Annotated in this window: 13 protein-coding genes and 1 pseudogene; 10 read left to right on the forward strand and 4 right to left on the reverse strand. The window is 38.5% G+C overall.

The window, feature by feature from the left end; genetic code table 11:
• Positions 1-14 precede the first annotated feature (14 nt).
• From kduI to FC51_RS03765, 4 genes are all read right to left on the reverse strand, one after another.
• Positions 15-860: a 5-dehydro-4-deoxy-D-glucuronate isomerase gene (kduI, locus tag FC51_RS03750; protein WP_057911170.1), complete on the reverse strand. Its 846-nt coding sequence runs from the start codon at positions 858-860 to the stop codon at positions 15-17.
• Between the two features lie 373 nt (positions 861-1,233).
• Positions 1,234-1,992, reverse strand: coding sequence for an IclR family transcriptional regulator (locus tag FC51_RS03755; RefSeq protein WP_057911171.1), 759 nt, complete (start codon positions 1,990-1,992; stop codon positions 1,234-1,236).
• A 205-nt stretch (positions 1,993-2,197) separates the two neighbouring features.
• Positions 2,198-3,352 carry a glycoside hydrolase family 88 protein gene (locus FC51_RS03760; RefSeq protein WP_057911172.1) on the reverse strand — a complete coding sequence of 385 codons (1,155 nt, stop codon included), beginning with the start codon at positions 3,350-3,352 and terminating at the stop codon, positions 2,198-2,200.
• A 687-nt stretch (positions 3,353-4,039) separates the two neighbouring features.
• A complete protein-coding gene (locus tag FC51_RS03765; protein ID WP_057911173.1) occupies positions 4,040-4,975 on the reverse strand; it encodes an NAD(P)H-binding protein in 936 nt (311 codons plus the stop codon).
• A 116-nt stretch (positions 4,976-5,091) separates the two neighbouring features.
• Here FC51_RS03765 and FC51_RS03770 point away from each other — a divergent pair, with 116 nt between their 5' ends.
• The 10 genes and pseudogenes from FC51_RS03770 (at position 5,092) to FC51_RS03810 (ending at position 18,156) form a co-directional block, all read left to right on the forward strand.
• Positions 5,092-5,997 carry a LysR family transcriptional regulator gene (locus FC51_RS03770; RefSeq protein WP_057911174.1) on the forward strand — a complete coding sequence of 302 codons (906 nt, stop codon included), beginning with the start codon at positions 5,092-5,094 and terminating at the stop codon, positions 5,995-5,997.
• Positions 5,998-6,090: 93 nt separating this feature from the next.
• A complete protein-coding gene (locus tag FC51_RS12685; protein ID WP_225355058.1) occupies positions 6,091-6,222 on the forward strand; it encodes a non-canonical purine NTP pyrophosphatase in 132 nt (43 codons plus the stop codon).
• Positions 6,213-6,675: pseudogene (locus FC51_RS12090) on the forward strand (nucleoside hydrolase). The gene FC51_RS12685 and the pseudogene FC51_RS12090 overlap by 10 nt, the downstream one beginning before the upstream one ends.
• Before the next feature lie 34 nt (positions 6,676-6,709).
• On the forward strand, positions 6,710-6,985 hold the full coding sequence (locus tag FC51_RS03780; protein ID WP_057911176.1) for a substrate-binding domain-containing protein: 276 nt from the start codon (positions 6,710-6,712) through the stop codon (positions 6,983-6,985).
• A gap of 232 nt (positions 6,986-7,217) precedes the next feature.
• The gene (locus tag FC51_RS03785) at positions 7,218-8,282 is read left to right on the forward strand and encodes a lipoate--protein ligase (protein WP_057911177.1); all 1,065 of its coding nucleotides are present in this window, start codon (positions 7,218-7,220) and stop codon (positions 8,280-8,282) included.
• Complete coding sequence (locus FC51_RS03790) at positions 8,279-9,649, forward strand: lyase family protein (RefSeq protein WP_057911178.1); 1,371 nt, start codon at positions 8,279-8,281, stop codon at positions 9,647-9,649. The genes FC51_RS03785 and FC51_RS03790 overlap by 4 nt, the downstream gene beginning before the upstream one ends.
• Before the next feature lie 593 nt (positions 9,650-10,242).
• Complete coding sequence (locus FC51_RS03795) at positions 10,243-11,103, forward strand: alpha/beta hydrolase (RefSeq protein WP_057911179.1); 861 nt, start codon at positions 10,243-10,245, stop codon at positions 11,101-11,103.
• A gap of 719 nt (positions 11,104-11,822) precedes the next feature.
• Positions 11,823-13,091 carry a hypothetical protein gene (locus FC51_RS03800; protein ID WP_057911180.1) on the forward strand — a complete coding sequence of 423 codons (1,269 nt, stop codon included), beginning with the start codon at positions 11,823-11,825 and terminating at the stop codon, positions 13,089-13,091.
• Positions 13,092-13,613: 522 nt separating this feature from the next.
• Positions 13,614-16,412 carry a CRISPR-associated helicase Cas3' gene (gene cas3, locus FC51_RS03805; RefSeq protein ID WP_225355056.1) on the forward strand — a complete coding sequence of 933 codons (2,799 nt, stop codon included), beginning with the start codon at positions 13,614-13,616 and terminating at the stop codon, positions 16,410-16,412.
• Positions 16,402-18,156: a type I-E CRISPR-associated protein Cse1/CasA gene (locus FC51_RS03810; protein ID WP_057911182.1), complete on the forward strand. Its 1,755-nt coding sequence runs from the start codon at positions 16,402-16,404 to the stop codon at positions 18,154-18,156. The genes cas3 and FC51_RS03810 overlap by 11 nt, the downstream gene beginning before the upstream one ends.
• Positions 18,157-18,160: the final 4 nt, after the last annotated feature.

Below are 18,160 nucleotides of genomic sequence, written 5' to 3' on the forward strand. Positions count from 1 at the left end.
ATTTTTCCTCCTTGTTATCGCAACTCATGCATGTTAACCGCGTCCATATCGTCATATGTCTGGTTTTCACCACACATTGCCCAGATAAAGGAATAATTTGTGGTTCCAACACCACAGTGAATTGAGAAGCTTGGGTTAACAACTGCTTGGTCAGGCTCCAACCAAATGTGCTTAGTATTATTTGGAGTACCCATAAAGTGTGCTACTCGAGTATCCTTGGAACCAAATTCTGTGTAAAGATACGTTTCCATTCGACGTGCATGAGTATGAGCTGGCATTGTATTCCAAGAATTACCAGGTTCCAGGACTGTGTAACCCATTTGTAATTGACAAGTATCCATAATCGACGCATCAATATACTTATGAATAGTCCGTTTATTCATATGTTCTTGGTCGCCCATTGGCATAGCGATCGCATCTTTATAAGCTAATTTTTTGGATGGATATGCCCGGTGAGCAGGTGTAGACACAACATAAAATTTTGCAGGATTTGAAGCTTCAGTTGACTCAAAGACGACACTCTTAGTGCCCATGCTGATGTAATAACCATCATGAGGTTCAATATCTTCGGTCTGGCCATTAATTGTTACCTTACCTTTACCGCCAATGTTAATAAATCCCATTTCACGGCGTTGTAAGAAGAAATCTACACCTAATTGTTTGTCTAACATAATTTCTAGTGGGGAATCAGTTGGCGTAATTCCACCAAAGATCATTCGGTCGTTATAAGTATAGGTTAAGAGGATATCTCCAGGGCTGAAGATCTTTTCCATTAAAAATTGATCCCGCAACTCATCAGTATTGTAGTGATCGATATCCTTAGGACTATGTGCATATTTGGTAACCATGTTAAAAGCCATTATTAAGTTCCTCCATATATTTCCTATTTGGAAATAGGTGTTTCCTATTTCTACATTTATAGTATATAACGGAATTATAAAAAAACAAGAGGTTTTTTGAAAGTGGATAACACTAAAGTATAAAGCGCTTACACAAACGCTGGCATACCGGCGTTTAGTATTTAATTTAAATTTTAATTTTTATTGCTTCTAGTAGCTAACTGATTAAGTCCTCTGATTAAGTTGTTATGAGGCTTAAAAAAATTTAGATTCCATTTCCTGAGTAGACAGTCAAGTTACCATTGATTAATGTTATATTAGCTAATAATTTATTTATAAGAAGTTGTGAAATTGCCACTAAAATTGACATATAAAAAGGTGGGATAGGGTTGAACTACTTCTGTAGTTCAGTCTCTATCTCACCTTTTGTTTTGGACAACGCTTTAATAACCCTTGATTTATACGAAGGCGTTAGTCGGAACTTTGGCATGCTTATACTAATTGCTGCAATTGCTCGTCCATGATTTACAATTGGCATTGCAATACAGTAGCCGCCAACCTCTTGTTCTTCGTCGTCAATAGCATATCCAAGTTGTTTAACCTTTGCAATTTCTGAGATTAATTCCTTTTCGTTGGTGATGGTATATGGTGTGAACGGCTTTAGTTCTCGTCCCTTCAAGTAGGCATCTAGTTCGTTCTTATCATAGGTACCTAAAACCGCTTTACCAATTCCAGAACTATACAATTCTCGTGCCATACCAATCTTTGAGGTCATGTAAATACCTTGATGTTTTGGCTCCAACTTATTAACATAGACCACTTTATTTTTTTGAGGGATTGCTAAATGAATAGTTTCATCTATAAGCAATTGAAGTCGCTCTAAGGCAGGCCTAGTAAGATCTACTAAGTTGGTCGTGGTTGTTCTCGCAGCACCAAATTTTATCATTGCTGGACCCAGGTAGAATTCCTTGGTGTCAACCGTTCGTGATACATAGCTCAAGTATTCCAAGGTTGATAGTATTTTGGAAATGGTTGGTGGATTAATTGCTGTATCTTTTGAAAGTACCTGGACACTCTTTGGCTTTCCATCTGATAAACTATCTAAAATCTGCGATGCTTTAACCAAAACAGTTCCGTACAGTTTTTCAGTCATTCAGTTACCCTCCCAGTAATCTCTGTAGTGATTTCTTATTTGGAAATTATTATAGTCGAAAAGCATAAATTTGTCGAATCATATAGTCTCATATGCATCAAGAGCTATTGAAAAGAATATGAAGTTCGTTAATTTTATAAGTTGATTTCTCGCAGTTAATGGGTACAGAGTTGAGTTATGGGTGGCACAAATCATTTTTCTAACGCTACCAAATTGAGAAATCTTTACCTAACAATCTTAAGATTCCCTCTATATAGAAGTAATCTGCATAGATAATTCGATCTGCTTTTGGTTGGTTTGGGTTATTTTTAACGGATCCATTTGTAATAATCCCATCGGTATCAACATCATAGTCTGCATAATTTTTATCAAGATTTTTTAAAATTTTGACAGCTGCATTAATGTATACTTGTTGCTCTAATTCAGGAACGTGTTTGCTAATTTCAAGTAACCCACAAGCTGCAATGGCTGAAGCGGACGAATCAAATTGCCCAGGATCTTTTGGTGCACGAAAATCGACAAGAGAATAATAATTACTTTGTTCAATATTTGCCAAGAAATAGTGAGCAGCACGTCTGGAGGTATCTAAGTACTTTTCGTCTTTAGTATGGAGGTAGCTTAAGGCAAAACCGTAAATAGCCCAAGCTTGTCCCCTCGACCATGATGAACCTGTTCCATATCCTTGACCACCAAGAGTTTTCAATAATTCACCATTTTTTGGATTGAAAATGCAAATATAATTTACAGATCCATCCGTACGAACGTGATTATTCATGACTGTATTGGCATGGGTTCTTGCGATGTAATCAAATCTAAGATCTCCTGTTAGATCTCTTGCCCAATATAATAGAGAGAGATTCATCATGGAATCAATAATTACCCAACCATTACGTTTACCGCTTTCATCAGGATTACATGCTTTAATAAATTTACCAACCGGGTTGTAGCGCCCATTCAATAAATTAGCAGCATGCAGACCACGTGCCATAGAGCGTTTATTTTTAGTTAATCGGTAGTCTGCAACAGCAGTATGTTGCCACATAAAGCCTATGTCGTGATCTAGGCCCATAAAGTTTGCAAAGGCATCGTCCAGTCGTTTTTCAGTATATTGAGCATAAGTACGGTAATACTTTGTGCCTGTTGCATGATACAGTTGCCAAAGAATTCCAGCCCAAAAACCATTAGTCCACCAAGTAATATTCCTGTTTCCTTCATCTTCGTAGTAACCATTTACGGGGATATAAGGGATTCCAGTCGATACTCTTTTGATTTCAGCAGGAATCTTTTTCTTGATTTTATTAAATACTTGTTGCGCCCAAAAGTTTACCTCCGTATCTTTCTCATTACTTCTTTGTTGCATATGATCACCTCATCTAAGTTATTGCTGTTGTGTTAAAAGACAACGAATTCCATATAGGAAAGCATAATTTCCTATTGTAACCATTATCAGTATAATTGTGCCTACAAATAATTCAAGACATTTCTATAAAATTCTCAAAAATTCAATTAGTAAAGAAACGATTGTTAGCTTAGGTGTTTAATATTAGAAAAATGATTTTTCTCACCAAATGGGAAAAGTTGTTTCAATATATTTATGGCTAACACACCACCTTATACAGTAGCAACCGAAGTATGCCATGAAAGCGGGTGAACAACATGGGTAACCACTGCCATTTTCACAGTAATTGTGCATTGGAATTGCTTAGTGGGGGACCACGTGGGGTGTATCAATACTGGCCTAGATGTTTTATAGGAATCATAATTACCCTTTTTAACTTATGGAGGAAACTAAGTTAAAAATAAACGACTTTTTCGATTGATAAGAAAAAGTCGTTGTTGTACTTACTTATTATTATTTGAAAGCGAACAGAGCGTTTTTGAAGTCAAGGGTAATATTATTTACATATTTTTTTATGAAAATATCGGTATAATGAGTTTAGTAGACGGTACGACTAGTGGGTAAAACGTGTATTATCTTGGGGCAATTGTAAAAGATGTTTTTACTCACGCTTCCGTCTTCTTGAATTAAGAATATCTATATATTTAATTAATTATCTACGTGGCGATCGCCAATCTGATACTTATCGGCATTTTCAAATAGATATTCTACAGTTCTAGGTTTTCTGCCGGTGACAGCCTGAAAGTCATTGGACTGAATGGCCATTTGACCATTTCTAATTGATTGGCCAAACGTTACCATTCCTTCAGAAGAAAACGGTGCTGCAGAGCCTTTCTTGAATTTCCCTTCGGTTGTACGTGGAACCCCCATTTTATCAAAAATTGCATACTGTTCATCGTCTGAAACTTCGTTATACCTTACCGAGTTGCTCGTTGCCTGGTTGCCGATATTTATGAAGTCTGTGATCGTTAATTGTTCTGGACCATTAATATTCAAAATTATGTGATGAAGGTATGGATTAGCAATTGCATGCGCAGCGGCAATCGCACAATCTTCTCTGGAAATGTAAGCCATTTTTCCAGCACCTTGATTGTTTGCGAGCACACCTGAGTCAGCTATGGCAAAGTAGTTTGTAATCATTGCTTCAGCATATTGTGAGTTACGAAGGAAAATATAGTCTAGTTCAGTGGCTTCGATATATGACTCTGTCCAAGCATGATCGATTTTTTCAATGCTGGGCATAGTTGGATCAGTAGCATTTACCAAAGAAGTATAAATGATTTTTTTCACATTTCCCTTAACACAAGCATCGATTACATTTTTATGTGCTTGTCGTCTCCTTTTACCAACAAATGGCATTGAAATAAGTAAAACCGTATCCGCATTTTCAAAGATTGATACGAGTCCATCAACATCGTTAAAATCTGCCACCGCGGTTTTAATACCTTGTTTGGCATATTCTTTAATACCTTGCTTTGTGGGGGCAGTAAATAGCAAACTTTCCTTAGGCACGAGGGACTGGATTTTGCTGGCAACAATACTTCCAAAATTGCCATCAACACCTGTTACAATATTTTTCGTCATAATTGAATCCTCCTTGATAATTATTTCACATAAAGTTTAACACGGAGACGTTCTGTTTCTGAAATCAAATCAGATGCCCTCCCCAACATAAAGATAGTCAAAGGAAGCAAATGAAAATGGATGAGAAACTCAGATATTTTTTATATGCTGCACAAACGTTAAGCTTTAAGAAAGCTGCTGCGCATTTTTTTGTATCTGCTACTGCTGTGAGTAAGGGTGTTTCTAGCCTAGAGGATGAAATTGGCGTTAAACTTTTTAACCGCCATAATAATTCAATTGAACTTTCTCAGGCTGGCCAAGCATTTTACGAAAATACCAAGTATCTATTATCGGATTATCAGCATGCAGTTGATATTGCTAGGGACTCTAATAGAACCGTTAAGAAACACATCACAATTGGTTTCTCAAGTATTTATGAAGCAGAGTTGCTTTCTCTGGTATTAAACGATTATGTAAATAATCATTTAGATGTTGAAATCAAACTAAAGCATCGCAGTGTTGAGCAGTTAAAGCAAGCAGTTGCAGACAGGATGATTGATGTGGCATTTACATTTACAAATGTAGAGCGACAAGATGATCTGTATTCGGAAGTACTATACCGTGGTGACTACGTTGTCGGGGTTTCGAGCAAAAACCCAGTTGCTAATAAAGAAAAAATATCTACAAACCAATTGAGTCAACAAAAGGTTGGTTTATACAGCCAATACAGTTCAGAAGTTGCAGAAAAACTATTTGTTCAAAGCATAGAGAATCTTGGGTTTTCAATTAGGAGTGTGCAGCAATTTGAATCTTATGAGTTGCTAATGCTATCTGTAGCTTTAAGTCAATGTATAGTTTTCATCCCTAGGATATTTGTTAAAAATTGGAATTTTCCTGGATTGCGTTTTGTAGAAACTAAACCTAAGTTTGATACTTATGAGTTTGTGGCTTGGACGAAGCAGCCGTGTACTAGAGAAGTCTCTTCATTAATAGCATATATCAGAAATAATTTACAGCATGCCATAAAAAATCAATTAACTTAAATCATAGTTTTAGGAGAAATTATACAACCGAAGAAATCAAAAACTATGATTGCTACTGTTATTTAAATATACTGAAATCCAAATCTTCAAATTATTGAGAGTGAAAAAACTTTCGCAGAGAATGCCCTAACTAAAACCAGAACATTTTCTTACCTTCAGATTCCCACGACGGCTGAAGACTCAGGACTTATGGTGGATGTATTCATGGTGGTGCAATGGGGCTAGGGAACTGGACTCCGTCGGTTGAATTCAACATATTTGTGAATCCCGAAGCAGCAAAAATCGTGTTAAATTCAGGTATTCCTTTAACGATGGCTCCGTTAAATGTTACTCACAAGGCCCAAATTCTTTCAATTGATTCTATCAAAAATCAAGTTGCTTACACATTCTATGGGTTACTAGAATTTTTCGAACGATATCATGAAACGCCAAAGTGGGGGTTCAAAGGGGTCCCTCTACATGACCCTTGTACTATTTGCATGGCTTATTGATCCATCCATGTTTGAGAGCAAGCTAATGAATGTTGATGTTAAGAACAGAGGAGATTTAACTGATGGCGAAACGGCTTGCGATTATTATGAATTAACTGATAAGCCCAAGAATACTACTGTTCTTTTGGGAATTGATCGTGAGAGGTTCATTCAGTTAATTATGGATTCACTGAAATCCTTTAGTTAATCTTTTACCATTTGTTATTAAAGGTTTTGAGAATTTGCGTACTGATCAATACTTTGTGAACCAAGTCAAACAGATAATGGAACGCCAGCGATCTGGCAAGCCTGGATTTTTTACAATGAATGGCCGAGTTTTACTACATTTGTTAAAAGCAATGCAGAAGCTCGGCTATCACTATCCGGAAGATGCCGGGATTGGTTCATATGAGGATTTGGATTGGATGGAAATTATTCAACCCGGGATAAGCTGTATTCACCAAGATTCTTTCAATTTGGGAGTAACGACCGTAAAATACTTTAGTAAACAAACTTGAAGATCATAAAACTAAGCATTTCAAGCCCAACTTGATTGAGGTGCCCACTACACTTAAGAAACGTGGATCATATTAATGATCTGCGTTTCTTTGTTTGTTCCGAGAATTATCAACATACCTTATGAATTAATGTGGAAATTGAATTTTGGCTTTTTAATAAAAACCCCGTTAACTTATTTAAGAGTGATGCTATACTTAGTCGTGAAAACGTTTACTAAATGAAAAGGTCGTGATGACAATTCTTTATGTTGATATTTCAAACGGTTATAAGTACATTAAGGAACAACCAGAAATCGCTCAATGCCTTTCTGTCTACTTTATTACCAATGAAAAGTTTAAAGATTCCGTACTCTACTTTTATCGTCCAGTGGCACCACAGGTAATCGTTGGAGCAAATCAAAACGTACACTTTGAAGTCGACCTGGATTATATCCACAGCCATGGAATAGCTTTAACCCGTCGCGGTGCAGGTGGTGGTGCAGTTTATGTTGACTCAGGGAATTTGACGTACAGCTTTACTGTAAATGATGATGGCACTAACTACATGAACTTTAAACATTTTGCTCAACCAGTGATTGAAGTACTTCATTCAATTGGTGTGGACGCAGAAATGACCGGAAGAAATGATTTAACTGTAAATGGACAAAAATTTTCGGGGATGTCGACACTTAAGATCGGTGACCGCTTTACTTGTGGTGGCACACTTATGTTAGATGTTGATTTAAAGGCTGCTAACGAAGCTTTAAACCCACCAAAATCTAAATTAAAATCGAAGGGGATTAAGTCAGTAAAGAGCCGCGTTACTAATCTGAGACCTTATCTTAAGGGCGCATATACTGCCTTAACATCCGATCAACTACAAGAAATGATATTAAAACATGTATTCAATTCTTCGAGTCTTGATGATATTCCAACGTATGTGATGACTAATGAAGATTGGGATAACGTTAAGCAAATTGCGAACAGTAAATTTGGGGATCCGGATTGGGTCATGGGTACAACCAAAACATTTGCCAATTATCATACACGTCATTTTGAAGGTATAGGCACTGTTGGTATCAACTATTCTGTGGAAGACGGTATTATTACGCATGCTAAGGTGTATGGGGATTTTAATAACGCTGGTGGCAATTTGGAGCAAATTGAACACAGTTTAGTAGGGGCGCCATATAAACGTGATAATTTGATTGAAGCATTTAAAACTGGAGATGTTCAAACAAATATTGGTAATGTCTCTCCAGAGGATCTAGCGGATATGCTGTTGGATGATCAATATAAGGAGGAGCTGTCGAAATGAGTGGAGAAGTTTTGGGATCGATTTTTAATCAGAATGGCTATTCTACTGCAAAAATGCGGGCAGTTTGGGCTGATGAGAATCGATTAAAGGTTGTGTGCCAGGTTGAGACTGCTTTGGCTTACGCGATGGCACGGGCAGGAAACATTCCGGAAGATGCTTATGAGCAGATCAAATTACGTTTAGTACCAGAAAACTTTGATTTAACACAGCTTAGACTCGAAGCTGCGCGATCCGGACATTTCTTAGCTGGATTTGTGAGTTATTCCCAACGCTTATTTGACGATGATAGCGGCCAATATGTTCATTACGGTGCGACCAGTGAGGATATTGAGGATACGTGTTATGTGATGCAACTAAAACAGGCAAATGAAGTTATTCATAACTATTTAACTAAGTTTGGATCGGTATTGTATGAGCTGACGAGAAAGTATAAAAAGACACTGACTGCTGCAATGGCACACCGAACGTATGCAGCGCCGTCAACGCTGGGCTTTAAATTGGCAATCCATCTTAATGAATTAGATTATTTAATGAGACGACTTAAAGAAGTTGGTGAGTTTACGTTTGCGGGCTCATTAGCTGGCGTCGAAGGACTTTCTACAATGTTGGGAGATCATTATGAACAGGTGGAAGCTGATTTTTGTCAGGAGCTAGATTTAAGCACACCAGAGATGTACTGGCACACACAACGCGAGCGATTCACTGAGTACTGCAACGTACTGACGATGATTTCACAGTTGCTTGGAAAGCTTGGTAGAAATTTGTTAGTTATGAATCAGACTCAGGTTGGTGAGTTTCGTGAAACATATGCGAAGGGGCGCCAAGGATCAACGGTTATTCCAACGGTAGAAGAACCTTATATGTGTGAAGCGATTGTTAACTTAGCAACGATTATTCGTAATGAAATGCCGTTGATGTATGACACAATGCAGGTGACTGGTGAAAAGGATACTACTGTCTGGCGAGATATCTATGTTGTACTACCTGAAATGACAATGTATTTATCAGGGCAGTTAAACTATGCTACAGTGGTTTTATCAAAAGGCTATTTTGATACTCAACGAATGTCAAAGAACTTCGAACTTGATGATGGAACGATGTATTCTGGTGCGATCATGATGGCACTTGGGAAGCACATTGGTCGGCAAAACGCCCATGAGCTATTGGTTCGCCTTCGCGTAGAATCTGATGTTAAAGGTGTGTTGCTTAAGGATCTATACTATTCGGATAAGGAAATTGCTAAGTATTTGTCTAAGGGTGAGTTAGACGATATTATGTCTCCGGGAAATATCTTACCTCATGCTGTGGGAAAGACAGATAAGATTTTGAGACTATATCGACAGAGACATTCCGACGAGATTGAATGAATTTTATCATTTTTAGGACAATTCTTATCATAGGTCTGGTATAACGGTTGGAATTTTACTGGATTTATTTATTGACGTTAGTTGAAAATATGAAACAAGGGATTCACTATTATCGTGTAAAATATTTTGGTAGTTCTATCATTTGATCATTTTAGCATTCAAACTAATTAAAAATTACCTTTATATATTTTATGAATACTTATATATCAAGGATTCTTTAGTGTATTCCCCACACACGTAGGGGTGATCCCGATGACGGACATTATGAGGCCGGTGAATGGGTGGTATTCCCCACACACGTAGGGGTGATTCAGATTGGATGAAGTCGACTGCGACACTTACAATGTATTCTCCATACGCATAGGGGTGATCCCGGCTCGGCTCCATACAGCATTGAATCGATAAAGTATTCCCCACGCATGCGGGGGGGAATCCCACGTTGATAACCTCAAAATATTGTATAGCGCAAAAGGATGCGTTTAAAAAGGCTAAATTTAAAAGTCATACAAATGGCTGGAAAGAAACACATCATGTATAATTAACGGTGTTCATAGGGATTTTAGATGGTTGTTTAAGAAGGGATACCAGTTGTTATGAAAAAAGTACTCCATATCTCAAAAAGTCGTCCAGGAATCTGGCAAGATACCAATGTGACTTACGCGCAGGTGCCAGGTTGGTTGGGACATACTACGATGGATTTAAAGTTAACAGTTTTACGGCAGTTTGAAGGACAGCCACAGCCGCTGCCAGTTATTTTTTGGTTTGGTGGCGGCGGGTGGATGACTGTTGATCATAACGTTCATTTGCCGAATCTGGTTGATCTTGTTCGAGCAGGATTTGTTGTCGTCAGCGTTGAGTATCGTAATAGTAACCAAGCGCAATGGCCAGCTCAGTTGATTGACGCGAAGGCGGCTATTCGCTATATCAAGTCCAATGCTGACAAGTACCAGATCAATCCAAAAAAGGTCGCCGTTATGGGCGAATCTGCTGGAGGTCATCTTGCGAGCATGGTAGCAGTGACTAACGGTCAAAAACAGTTTGATGTTGGCAACTATCTGGATTACACAAGTGACGTTCAACTTGCGATTCCTTGGTATGGGGTGGTTAATCCGCTGTCTGCTAAGCAAAACAGTGCCTCTTCTGATTTTGACTTCGTTTATCGTAACCTTTTAGGCGGTGAACCGGAAGATAATCCTGAACTGGTTTCTCAAGCGGATCCACATACTTTCATTACGGATACCACGGTGCCTTTTCTGTTGTTCCACGGGACGGAGGATGAAGTGGTCCCAGTCGACGATAGTCGTGAACTTTACGATGATTTAATTAGTCACGGTGTTGATGCAGACTTGTATGAGCTTCAGGGTGCTGAGCATATGGACGAATTGTTTATGCAACCAGAAATCACTAAATTAATAATTGATTTTTTGACTACACACTTTGGGAATGGTGCGTAGATTCTAGAACTTTTTCGAAATCAAGGAAATGGTCTTTAACTAAAATTATTTTTCAATGAAAGCGAACTTCTGAAACAATTTATAAAGAAGTTCGCTGTTTTATTTTGGATATTTGTTAACTGAAGTAAAAACCTTGTGCTGAGGAAAATGAGGGGGAGCTAAAGTAAATGTTGAGATGTCGGCCGAATGTTAGTAATATTAGTTTGTGCGGTGACGTGGATCAGGGATCGAAAATAGGCTATTCATACCTTATGGGTGATGCAAGTGGTCTTTTGTAGTTGGCAAAACTTTATTTGAATAGAACTAATGAAATTTGACTGTTTTCCACTTTAAGAATGGCTATAACAAGGATTTTTTAGTGTATTCCCCACGTGTGTAGGGGTGATCCTATCGATAACACCATAGGCAATCGCAACTGTGGGTATTCCCCACGTGTGTAGGGGTGATCCCGTCTTCAGCAGTTAGGAAGCTGTCGCCGTTTTGTATTCCCCACGTGTGTAGGGGTGATCCCGGAAGCTCGAGTTTATCGGCTTCCGTTTTCAGGTATTCCTCACGTATGTAAGGGCAGCCCCTTCAATAATCAGTGATCAAGCTGCTAAGATTAAACAAGATACTGAGTTCCACTTGGGACTTAATTTGGCCATAGTTTTAGGCCAGTTAAAATCGAACGAATAATCATAACCGTACACGCATTTTTAGTTAGGGGGTATCAATTAAATATGGCTCATACAAAACCAAACTTAATTACAGCAAAACAGATCGACACTTTTATTAATTCAAATGCAAGCAATGTGGGACAATTGGATGATAATACGCCTTTAAAGAAATTGCCTAAAAGCTTTAAGCCTTTAAAGAAATTAAAAAATCAGGTAGCGTCTCAGGCAATTATCCAAAATTTGTTAAAGGAACAGTATTTTTGGAGTACCCAAACAACAATTTTAGAGCCAGTGTCCACCTATTTGAACACTTTGGTTGATAGTCAAAATAAAGCAGTCTTAAAACAGTTAACCTCACAAGATATCAAGCTAATTAATTTGTATCAAATCATTAATCAACTACAAACTAATGGTGAAAACGGACTTTTATCCGGCGATCAGTTTTTTATGCCAGTCACAGAGAAGAACCTGGCCAAATTGCATTCAACCACCGGGGTATATGAGCTGCTGACTGAGCCGAAGTCAAGATTGTATTTTTCAACTAAACACTTTCGTCGAGATATTTTAAATAAACGGACGGTGGTAACGTCATTTTATTTGCCACAAAAACAAGCTGGGAAATATGTAGCAATGGGAGAAACTTTCAGCTTTGAACCTCATGATGAAAATGGTCCAATTCGGACTATTACTCAAGACGAGCAAAAAGCACTTAGCAAACAGGATATTGACTCAGAACTCGACAATATAAATAATATTCATGCGGTAAAGGTTATTGGCAAACCGTTAGAAACTGGCCAATTACTACATCTATCGCTTTTTGATGAGCCTGAATTAAAAGAGCGGTTTAAAACTTTAGGCTTTGACACCGTCGGTAAATTGAAGAAGGATATTTTCTGGGTGATTCAAAAAGGGTTTAAGGTCAGCCTGGATGGTGACGATTATTTGGCAATTAACAACCTCAATTGGAATGAGTTGAAGCGTAATTTAATTTCTGAAAACTATTATCATAACTTACTCAATAGCGTTTTAAGCATTGCATTGCTCAAATTACTTAGAGTTGACGTTTTGCATGAAGATTTGGTCAAAGTTATCAGTGCCGGAGCCATGACGACTGCTAAGTATTTAGATCATAAGGGAGTCACGATTATTTCATCAATGTGGGCGAAAAAGCTTTATGGCTTGACTGAAGATTTGCACTTTCTTGATGAGATCGAGTATCGCACTTTAAGTTCCTATGATGCAAGTGATGATATCGAATTTGGCAGTGACTTGGACGATATCATTCGTGAACTGCCCAAATTTATGAGTGAGTTATATGATATCTGCGATTAACGGCTGACTCAGTTTGTTATCAACCGCAGTTTTAGGACTTATCTAGTGAGAGTTCCATCAAATGCGCTTTATTCCAGCTCTGGATGGTCCATTTTAATTAGTCTATTTTTTATATTCATTGCAATTATCGCTGCTATTGCGTTGACAAACTTGGTTGTGGGTAAAGAATCAAGGTAAATTGAAAGTCGGAATTTTTATATTGGGTGTTATACTTTTTTCGTCACTCATGCAAGAGCTCAAAAGATTGTTAATAAACTAAAATATGTTCCCAGTTGGATGATATAATTGATTTGTATTCTCTTTTATGTAATATCTTGCATTACCCTGATTAGTTGTGATTTCTACGAGATCTTAATTCGTTGATTTGTTCCCCACATGTGTGGGGGTGATCCTGATAGATTTATGTCTAATGAGTATTCCCTACGTATGTGGGGCAAATATTATCAAACGATAGTTTTATATCTAAAACATGTGATCTAATTAGCTCAAATCATATAAATCATCAAAAAAGGAGCGCAAATAATGAAGCTATCAAAAAAGACTACCTCAATGTGGTCGAAAAAGAGAATTGGCATTGATGGCACACCACTCTGGCTACCACTAATCACACATTTAACGGATACAAAAAATGTAATTTCCTGGCTTTATGAAAATTGGCTTAGTGATGGTCAAAGACAGATACTGAAACGTTCGACCCCTTATGGAACTTACAGTCATTCAGAACAAGATATTGAAAAACTGATTAGTTTTGTAGGCTTCTTTCATGACATTGGCAAAGCAACCCCGGCCTTTCAGAAGAAAACAGTGAGCAGCCGTGATGAGTATATAGACAAAAATATTATGGAACGTTTGATGGAAAGTGGCTTTTCAGAAATTAATAAAAAAGAACTATCAAATTCTCGAGATTCGCCACATGGAACAGCTGGAGAAGCACTTTTAGAATATTGGGAAGTACCGGTGTCAGTTGGAGCAATTATCGGTGGACACCACGGATTACCCCTTTCGGAGACGCCCAGTGGTCAGATTAGTAGATACACTGATAATTATTTTCAAAGTGAAACACATCCAGAAATCGCCGCGAGTTGGAAACAGACGCAAAGAGAAATTCTTGACTATGGATTAGAACTAGTTGGCTACAGTTCGGTAAAAGAAATTCCTGATGTTAGTCAACCACAAGCAGTTATCTTAGAAGGGCTTTTGATCATGGCCGACTGGCTGGCATCTAGTGAGCGCTTAACCAATGCTAGTGAGAAAGAATTATTTCCGCTTGTGTCACTAGATACATCTTATGATGAAATTGACACTGACAGTCGCTTTGATCGAGCAATTGGCAATTGGAATTTGAGCGATAAATGGATCCCTCAAAAGATATCGTCTCAAGATAATCCATATAAAAGCCGTTGGGGATTTGAAGCTCGGCCAGTTCAAACAGCTGTTACGCACGCAATCGCCAAAACTGACGATCCTGGAATCATTATCATTGAGGCCCCCACAGGTGTCGGAAAAACTGAAATTGCACTGATTGCTGCTGAACAATTAGCTACCATTCGCGGTGAAGACGGTGTCTTTATCGGGTTACCAACCCAAGCTACGGCGAATGCGATGTTTGATCGAGTAGATGATTGGCTTGAAAAAGTTGCTAAATCGCAAGATGAAAGACTTTCGATTAAGCTAATGCATGGTAAGGCTCGATTCAATCGTCATTATCAAAAGATTCCTGATGCTACTAATGTTGAAGTTCCAAATACTAAGGCCCCAAGCGTTACAGTAAACGGCTGGTTTTCTGGCAAAAAATCTATTTTAACCAAATTTTCTGTTGGAACAATTGATAATCTATTATTAATGGGATTAAAACAGAAGCATTTGTTCTTAAAGCATTTAGGATTGAGCGGGAAGATTGTCATTATCGATGAAGCTCACGCGATTGACATCTTTATGAGTCAGTATTTACATGTCGTAATCAGTTGGCTCGGGGCCTACCACGTCCCGATTGTCGTTTTATCAGCAACACTCCCAAATGAAAATAGGAATTCATTAATTGAAGCTTATTTAAAAGGGAAATATGGATCTTCACATCCTAAAGGATTCAAAGCACCTGATAGGTGGCAATCAACAGAAGCTTACCCGCTACTTAGCATCTTAGATGGTAAAGAATTGAGGCAAGTAACCAAATTTGAAGGCCACAGCGACCAAAAGCCCTACACGTTACAGATTCAGAAGATCAATCCCACGGATGAAAAACTAATTCAAATGGTGTTAACTCAGATATCTGAGGGTGGGATTGCAGGAATTATCGTCAATACCGTAAAGCGAGCGCAGGCCCTTGCTCGACTTATTCCAAAAGGTGTTGATATGATGATTGTCCACGCAGCTTTTCTCAGCCCTGCACGAGAAGCACAAGAAGAAAAGCTGCAGCGGACAACTGGGAAAAATGCGCATCGTCCGAAAAAAATGATTGTCATTGGTACTCAAGTTCTCGAACAGTCATTAGATATTGATTTTGATATTCTATATACCGACATTGCGCCAATGGATTTAATCATACAGCGCGCGGGCCGTTTGCATCGTCACCACATCAAGCGACCTAAAGCACTGCAAACGCCACAGGTATTTATTATGGGTATCAACGGTCCAGGAGATTATGGAAAGGCAAATGAATTAATTTATCAAAGATATTTATTGATGAAGACTGATTATTTCCTTGGAGATAAGATCAATATTCCTCAAGACGTTTCAAAATTGGTGCAGGCCGTTTACAGCAAAACTAATGACAATGAAATATCTGGAATGATTGGTATCAATGAAAGTTTAACTGGGTTTAAAACATATCTTAAGACCGAGGCCGCAAAAGCTGAGGCGTACCAAGTTACCCCACCAGACTATTTTGGCGACCTTCATGGCTGGTTGAATCAAGCGCAAAATGACGTTGATAAAAATGAACAGCTAGCTAAGGCGGCTGTTCGCGATATTAAGCAAACTGTTGAAGTCATTATGATTCAACATACTAACAAAGGTGATTTCTTGATACCAGTTAATCCCGACGAACAACCTCAGTCCATCCAAACCGTATCGTCTAAAACAATCGCTAAACAACTGATTAGGATTCCATCAAGTATTACACCGAAAGTTAATCGTGTGATTGATGTCCTGGCAGTTCAAACTCACCGGTATTATCCTGACTGGCGTAACGACGTCTGGCTCAAAGGGGCGTTGGTGCTTCGGTTAGACAACAATTTGTCGGCCAGTCTTGAGGGTTGGCGATTACACTATTCTACGAAATTTGGCTTGAGTTATTCAAAGGAGGGTGATTATGAAAACTAGAAGTTTTAATTTGACGACTGAACCGTGGCTGAAAGTGATCTCACTGGCTGATAACCAGGAAAAGACAGTTTCTTTAATTGAGTTATTTGAAAATGCTCAAAGTTATCGTGAACTATCCGGAGAAATGCGGTCACAAGACCTTGCAATTTTACGTTTTTTGCTGGCTATTCTTACAACCGTATATTCACGATTTGACCCGAAAGGAGAACCATATCCCTGGCTGAAGCTAGACAAAGATTCGTTAAAGGATATTGAGAAGGTGGACGAAGATGACCAACTAATTCGAAGACAAATTTCAAAGGACCTTCTTAATACGTGGAAACAGCTATATGGCCAGAATGGAGAGGGACATTTTACAAAAATCGTTACAACATACTTAAGACGGTATAATCAGCGATTTGACTTGTTTGGAGAATCCCCTTTTTATCAAGTTGGGGAACGTGATTACAATCGTTTAGTTCCCACAAATAAACAGATTTCCGGAAGCGAGGGGCCAGGCAAGGTTGCAATTAAGCAGATGAATCGTCAAATTTCTGAAAGTGGTAATAAGCCAAGTTTGTTCTCGCCAAAAACACCGGAGTTTAAGAATCAGCTGAAGCTAGACGAGTTGACACGTTGGCTTATAAGTTATGAAAATTATTCGGGCGTCACGGACAAAACTAAGATCAACATGTCAGCAAAATACTCTGTCTCTTCTGGATGGTTATATAAGCTGAACCCAGTGTATGCCACGGGGGACAACCTGTTTCAAACTTTAATGTTGAATTTAATTTTGATTAATCAAAACAGAACAAACCGTCCTTACACACCCCAAAAGCCGGTGTGGGAATATTCCGTTGCCCAATATATCTCGAAACGAGAAAAAATGCTCCAACCAGACAATTTAGCTGAGTTGTACACAGTTTGGTCCAGAATGCTTCATATTAATTGGTCTAAAAATGGTGACCCAACCATTTTCAGTGCTGGATTGCCAATGTTTGACAGTGCTGCGGCGTTTATTGAACCCATGACGACTTGGCGTGTGCGTAAAGAAGATGGCAAGCATGTACCTGCTGAAAAGCGGTTAAGTACGATGGGCACTGCCATGTGGCGGAACTTCGGTCAATATGTGCCTCTGGAAACGGATAATCATGAATCTGAGAAAGCGAAGCCTGGAATCGTCAAATGGCTAAAACAACTTAAAGAGGCTGACGGAATTCCTCAAAAAACGCGGCTAACTTTGGCTTCCGCTGATCTTATTAGGGATGATAATGCTGCTTCACAAATGCCGGCTGCAGAAATTTTCGATGATATGCAAATCGATGCCGATGTTTTATTTGATGAAGATCCAAGCGCTGCTCAAAAATGGCCGGATCGGATTGAGGATATGATTGTTCTCACCCAAAAAATTGGTAGCGATTATTGGCGATTCGCTGCTAATATTGGTCGTTTACGCAATGTGGACGATCGCTCATTTGCAAATAAAATGATTGCTGAATTTTATGATGGGTTAAACGTTCCCTTCAAAAATTGGCTTCGAAGTTTAAACAACATAGATGACCGGGATACTCAGAGTAACGATTGGAAAAAGAAACTGAAAGACTATGTGCAAGAAGTCGCTGATGAGGTTATTCAATCCAGTTCACCTCGTGATATGACCGGCTTTGTGGATGTAAATGGCGTCATTGATAAAAATAAGGGCTTGGTAAATATTTTCACTATCAATAATCAGTTTCGAACCCAAGTTTTTCGAGATATGGGATAACTAA

The organism is Lentilactobacillus parabuchneri DSM 5707 = NBRC 107865, from assembly GCF_001435315.1.
GTDB lineage: Bacteria > Bacillota > Bacilli > Lactobacillales > Lactobacillaceae > Lentilactobacillus > Lentilactobacillus parabuchneri.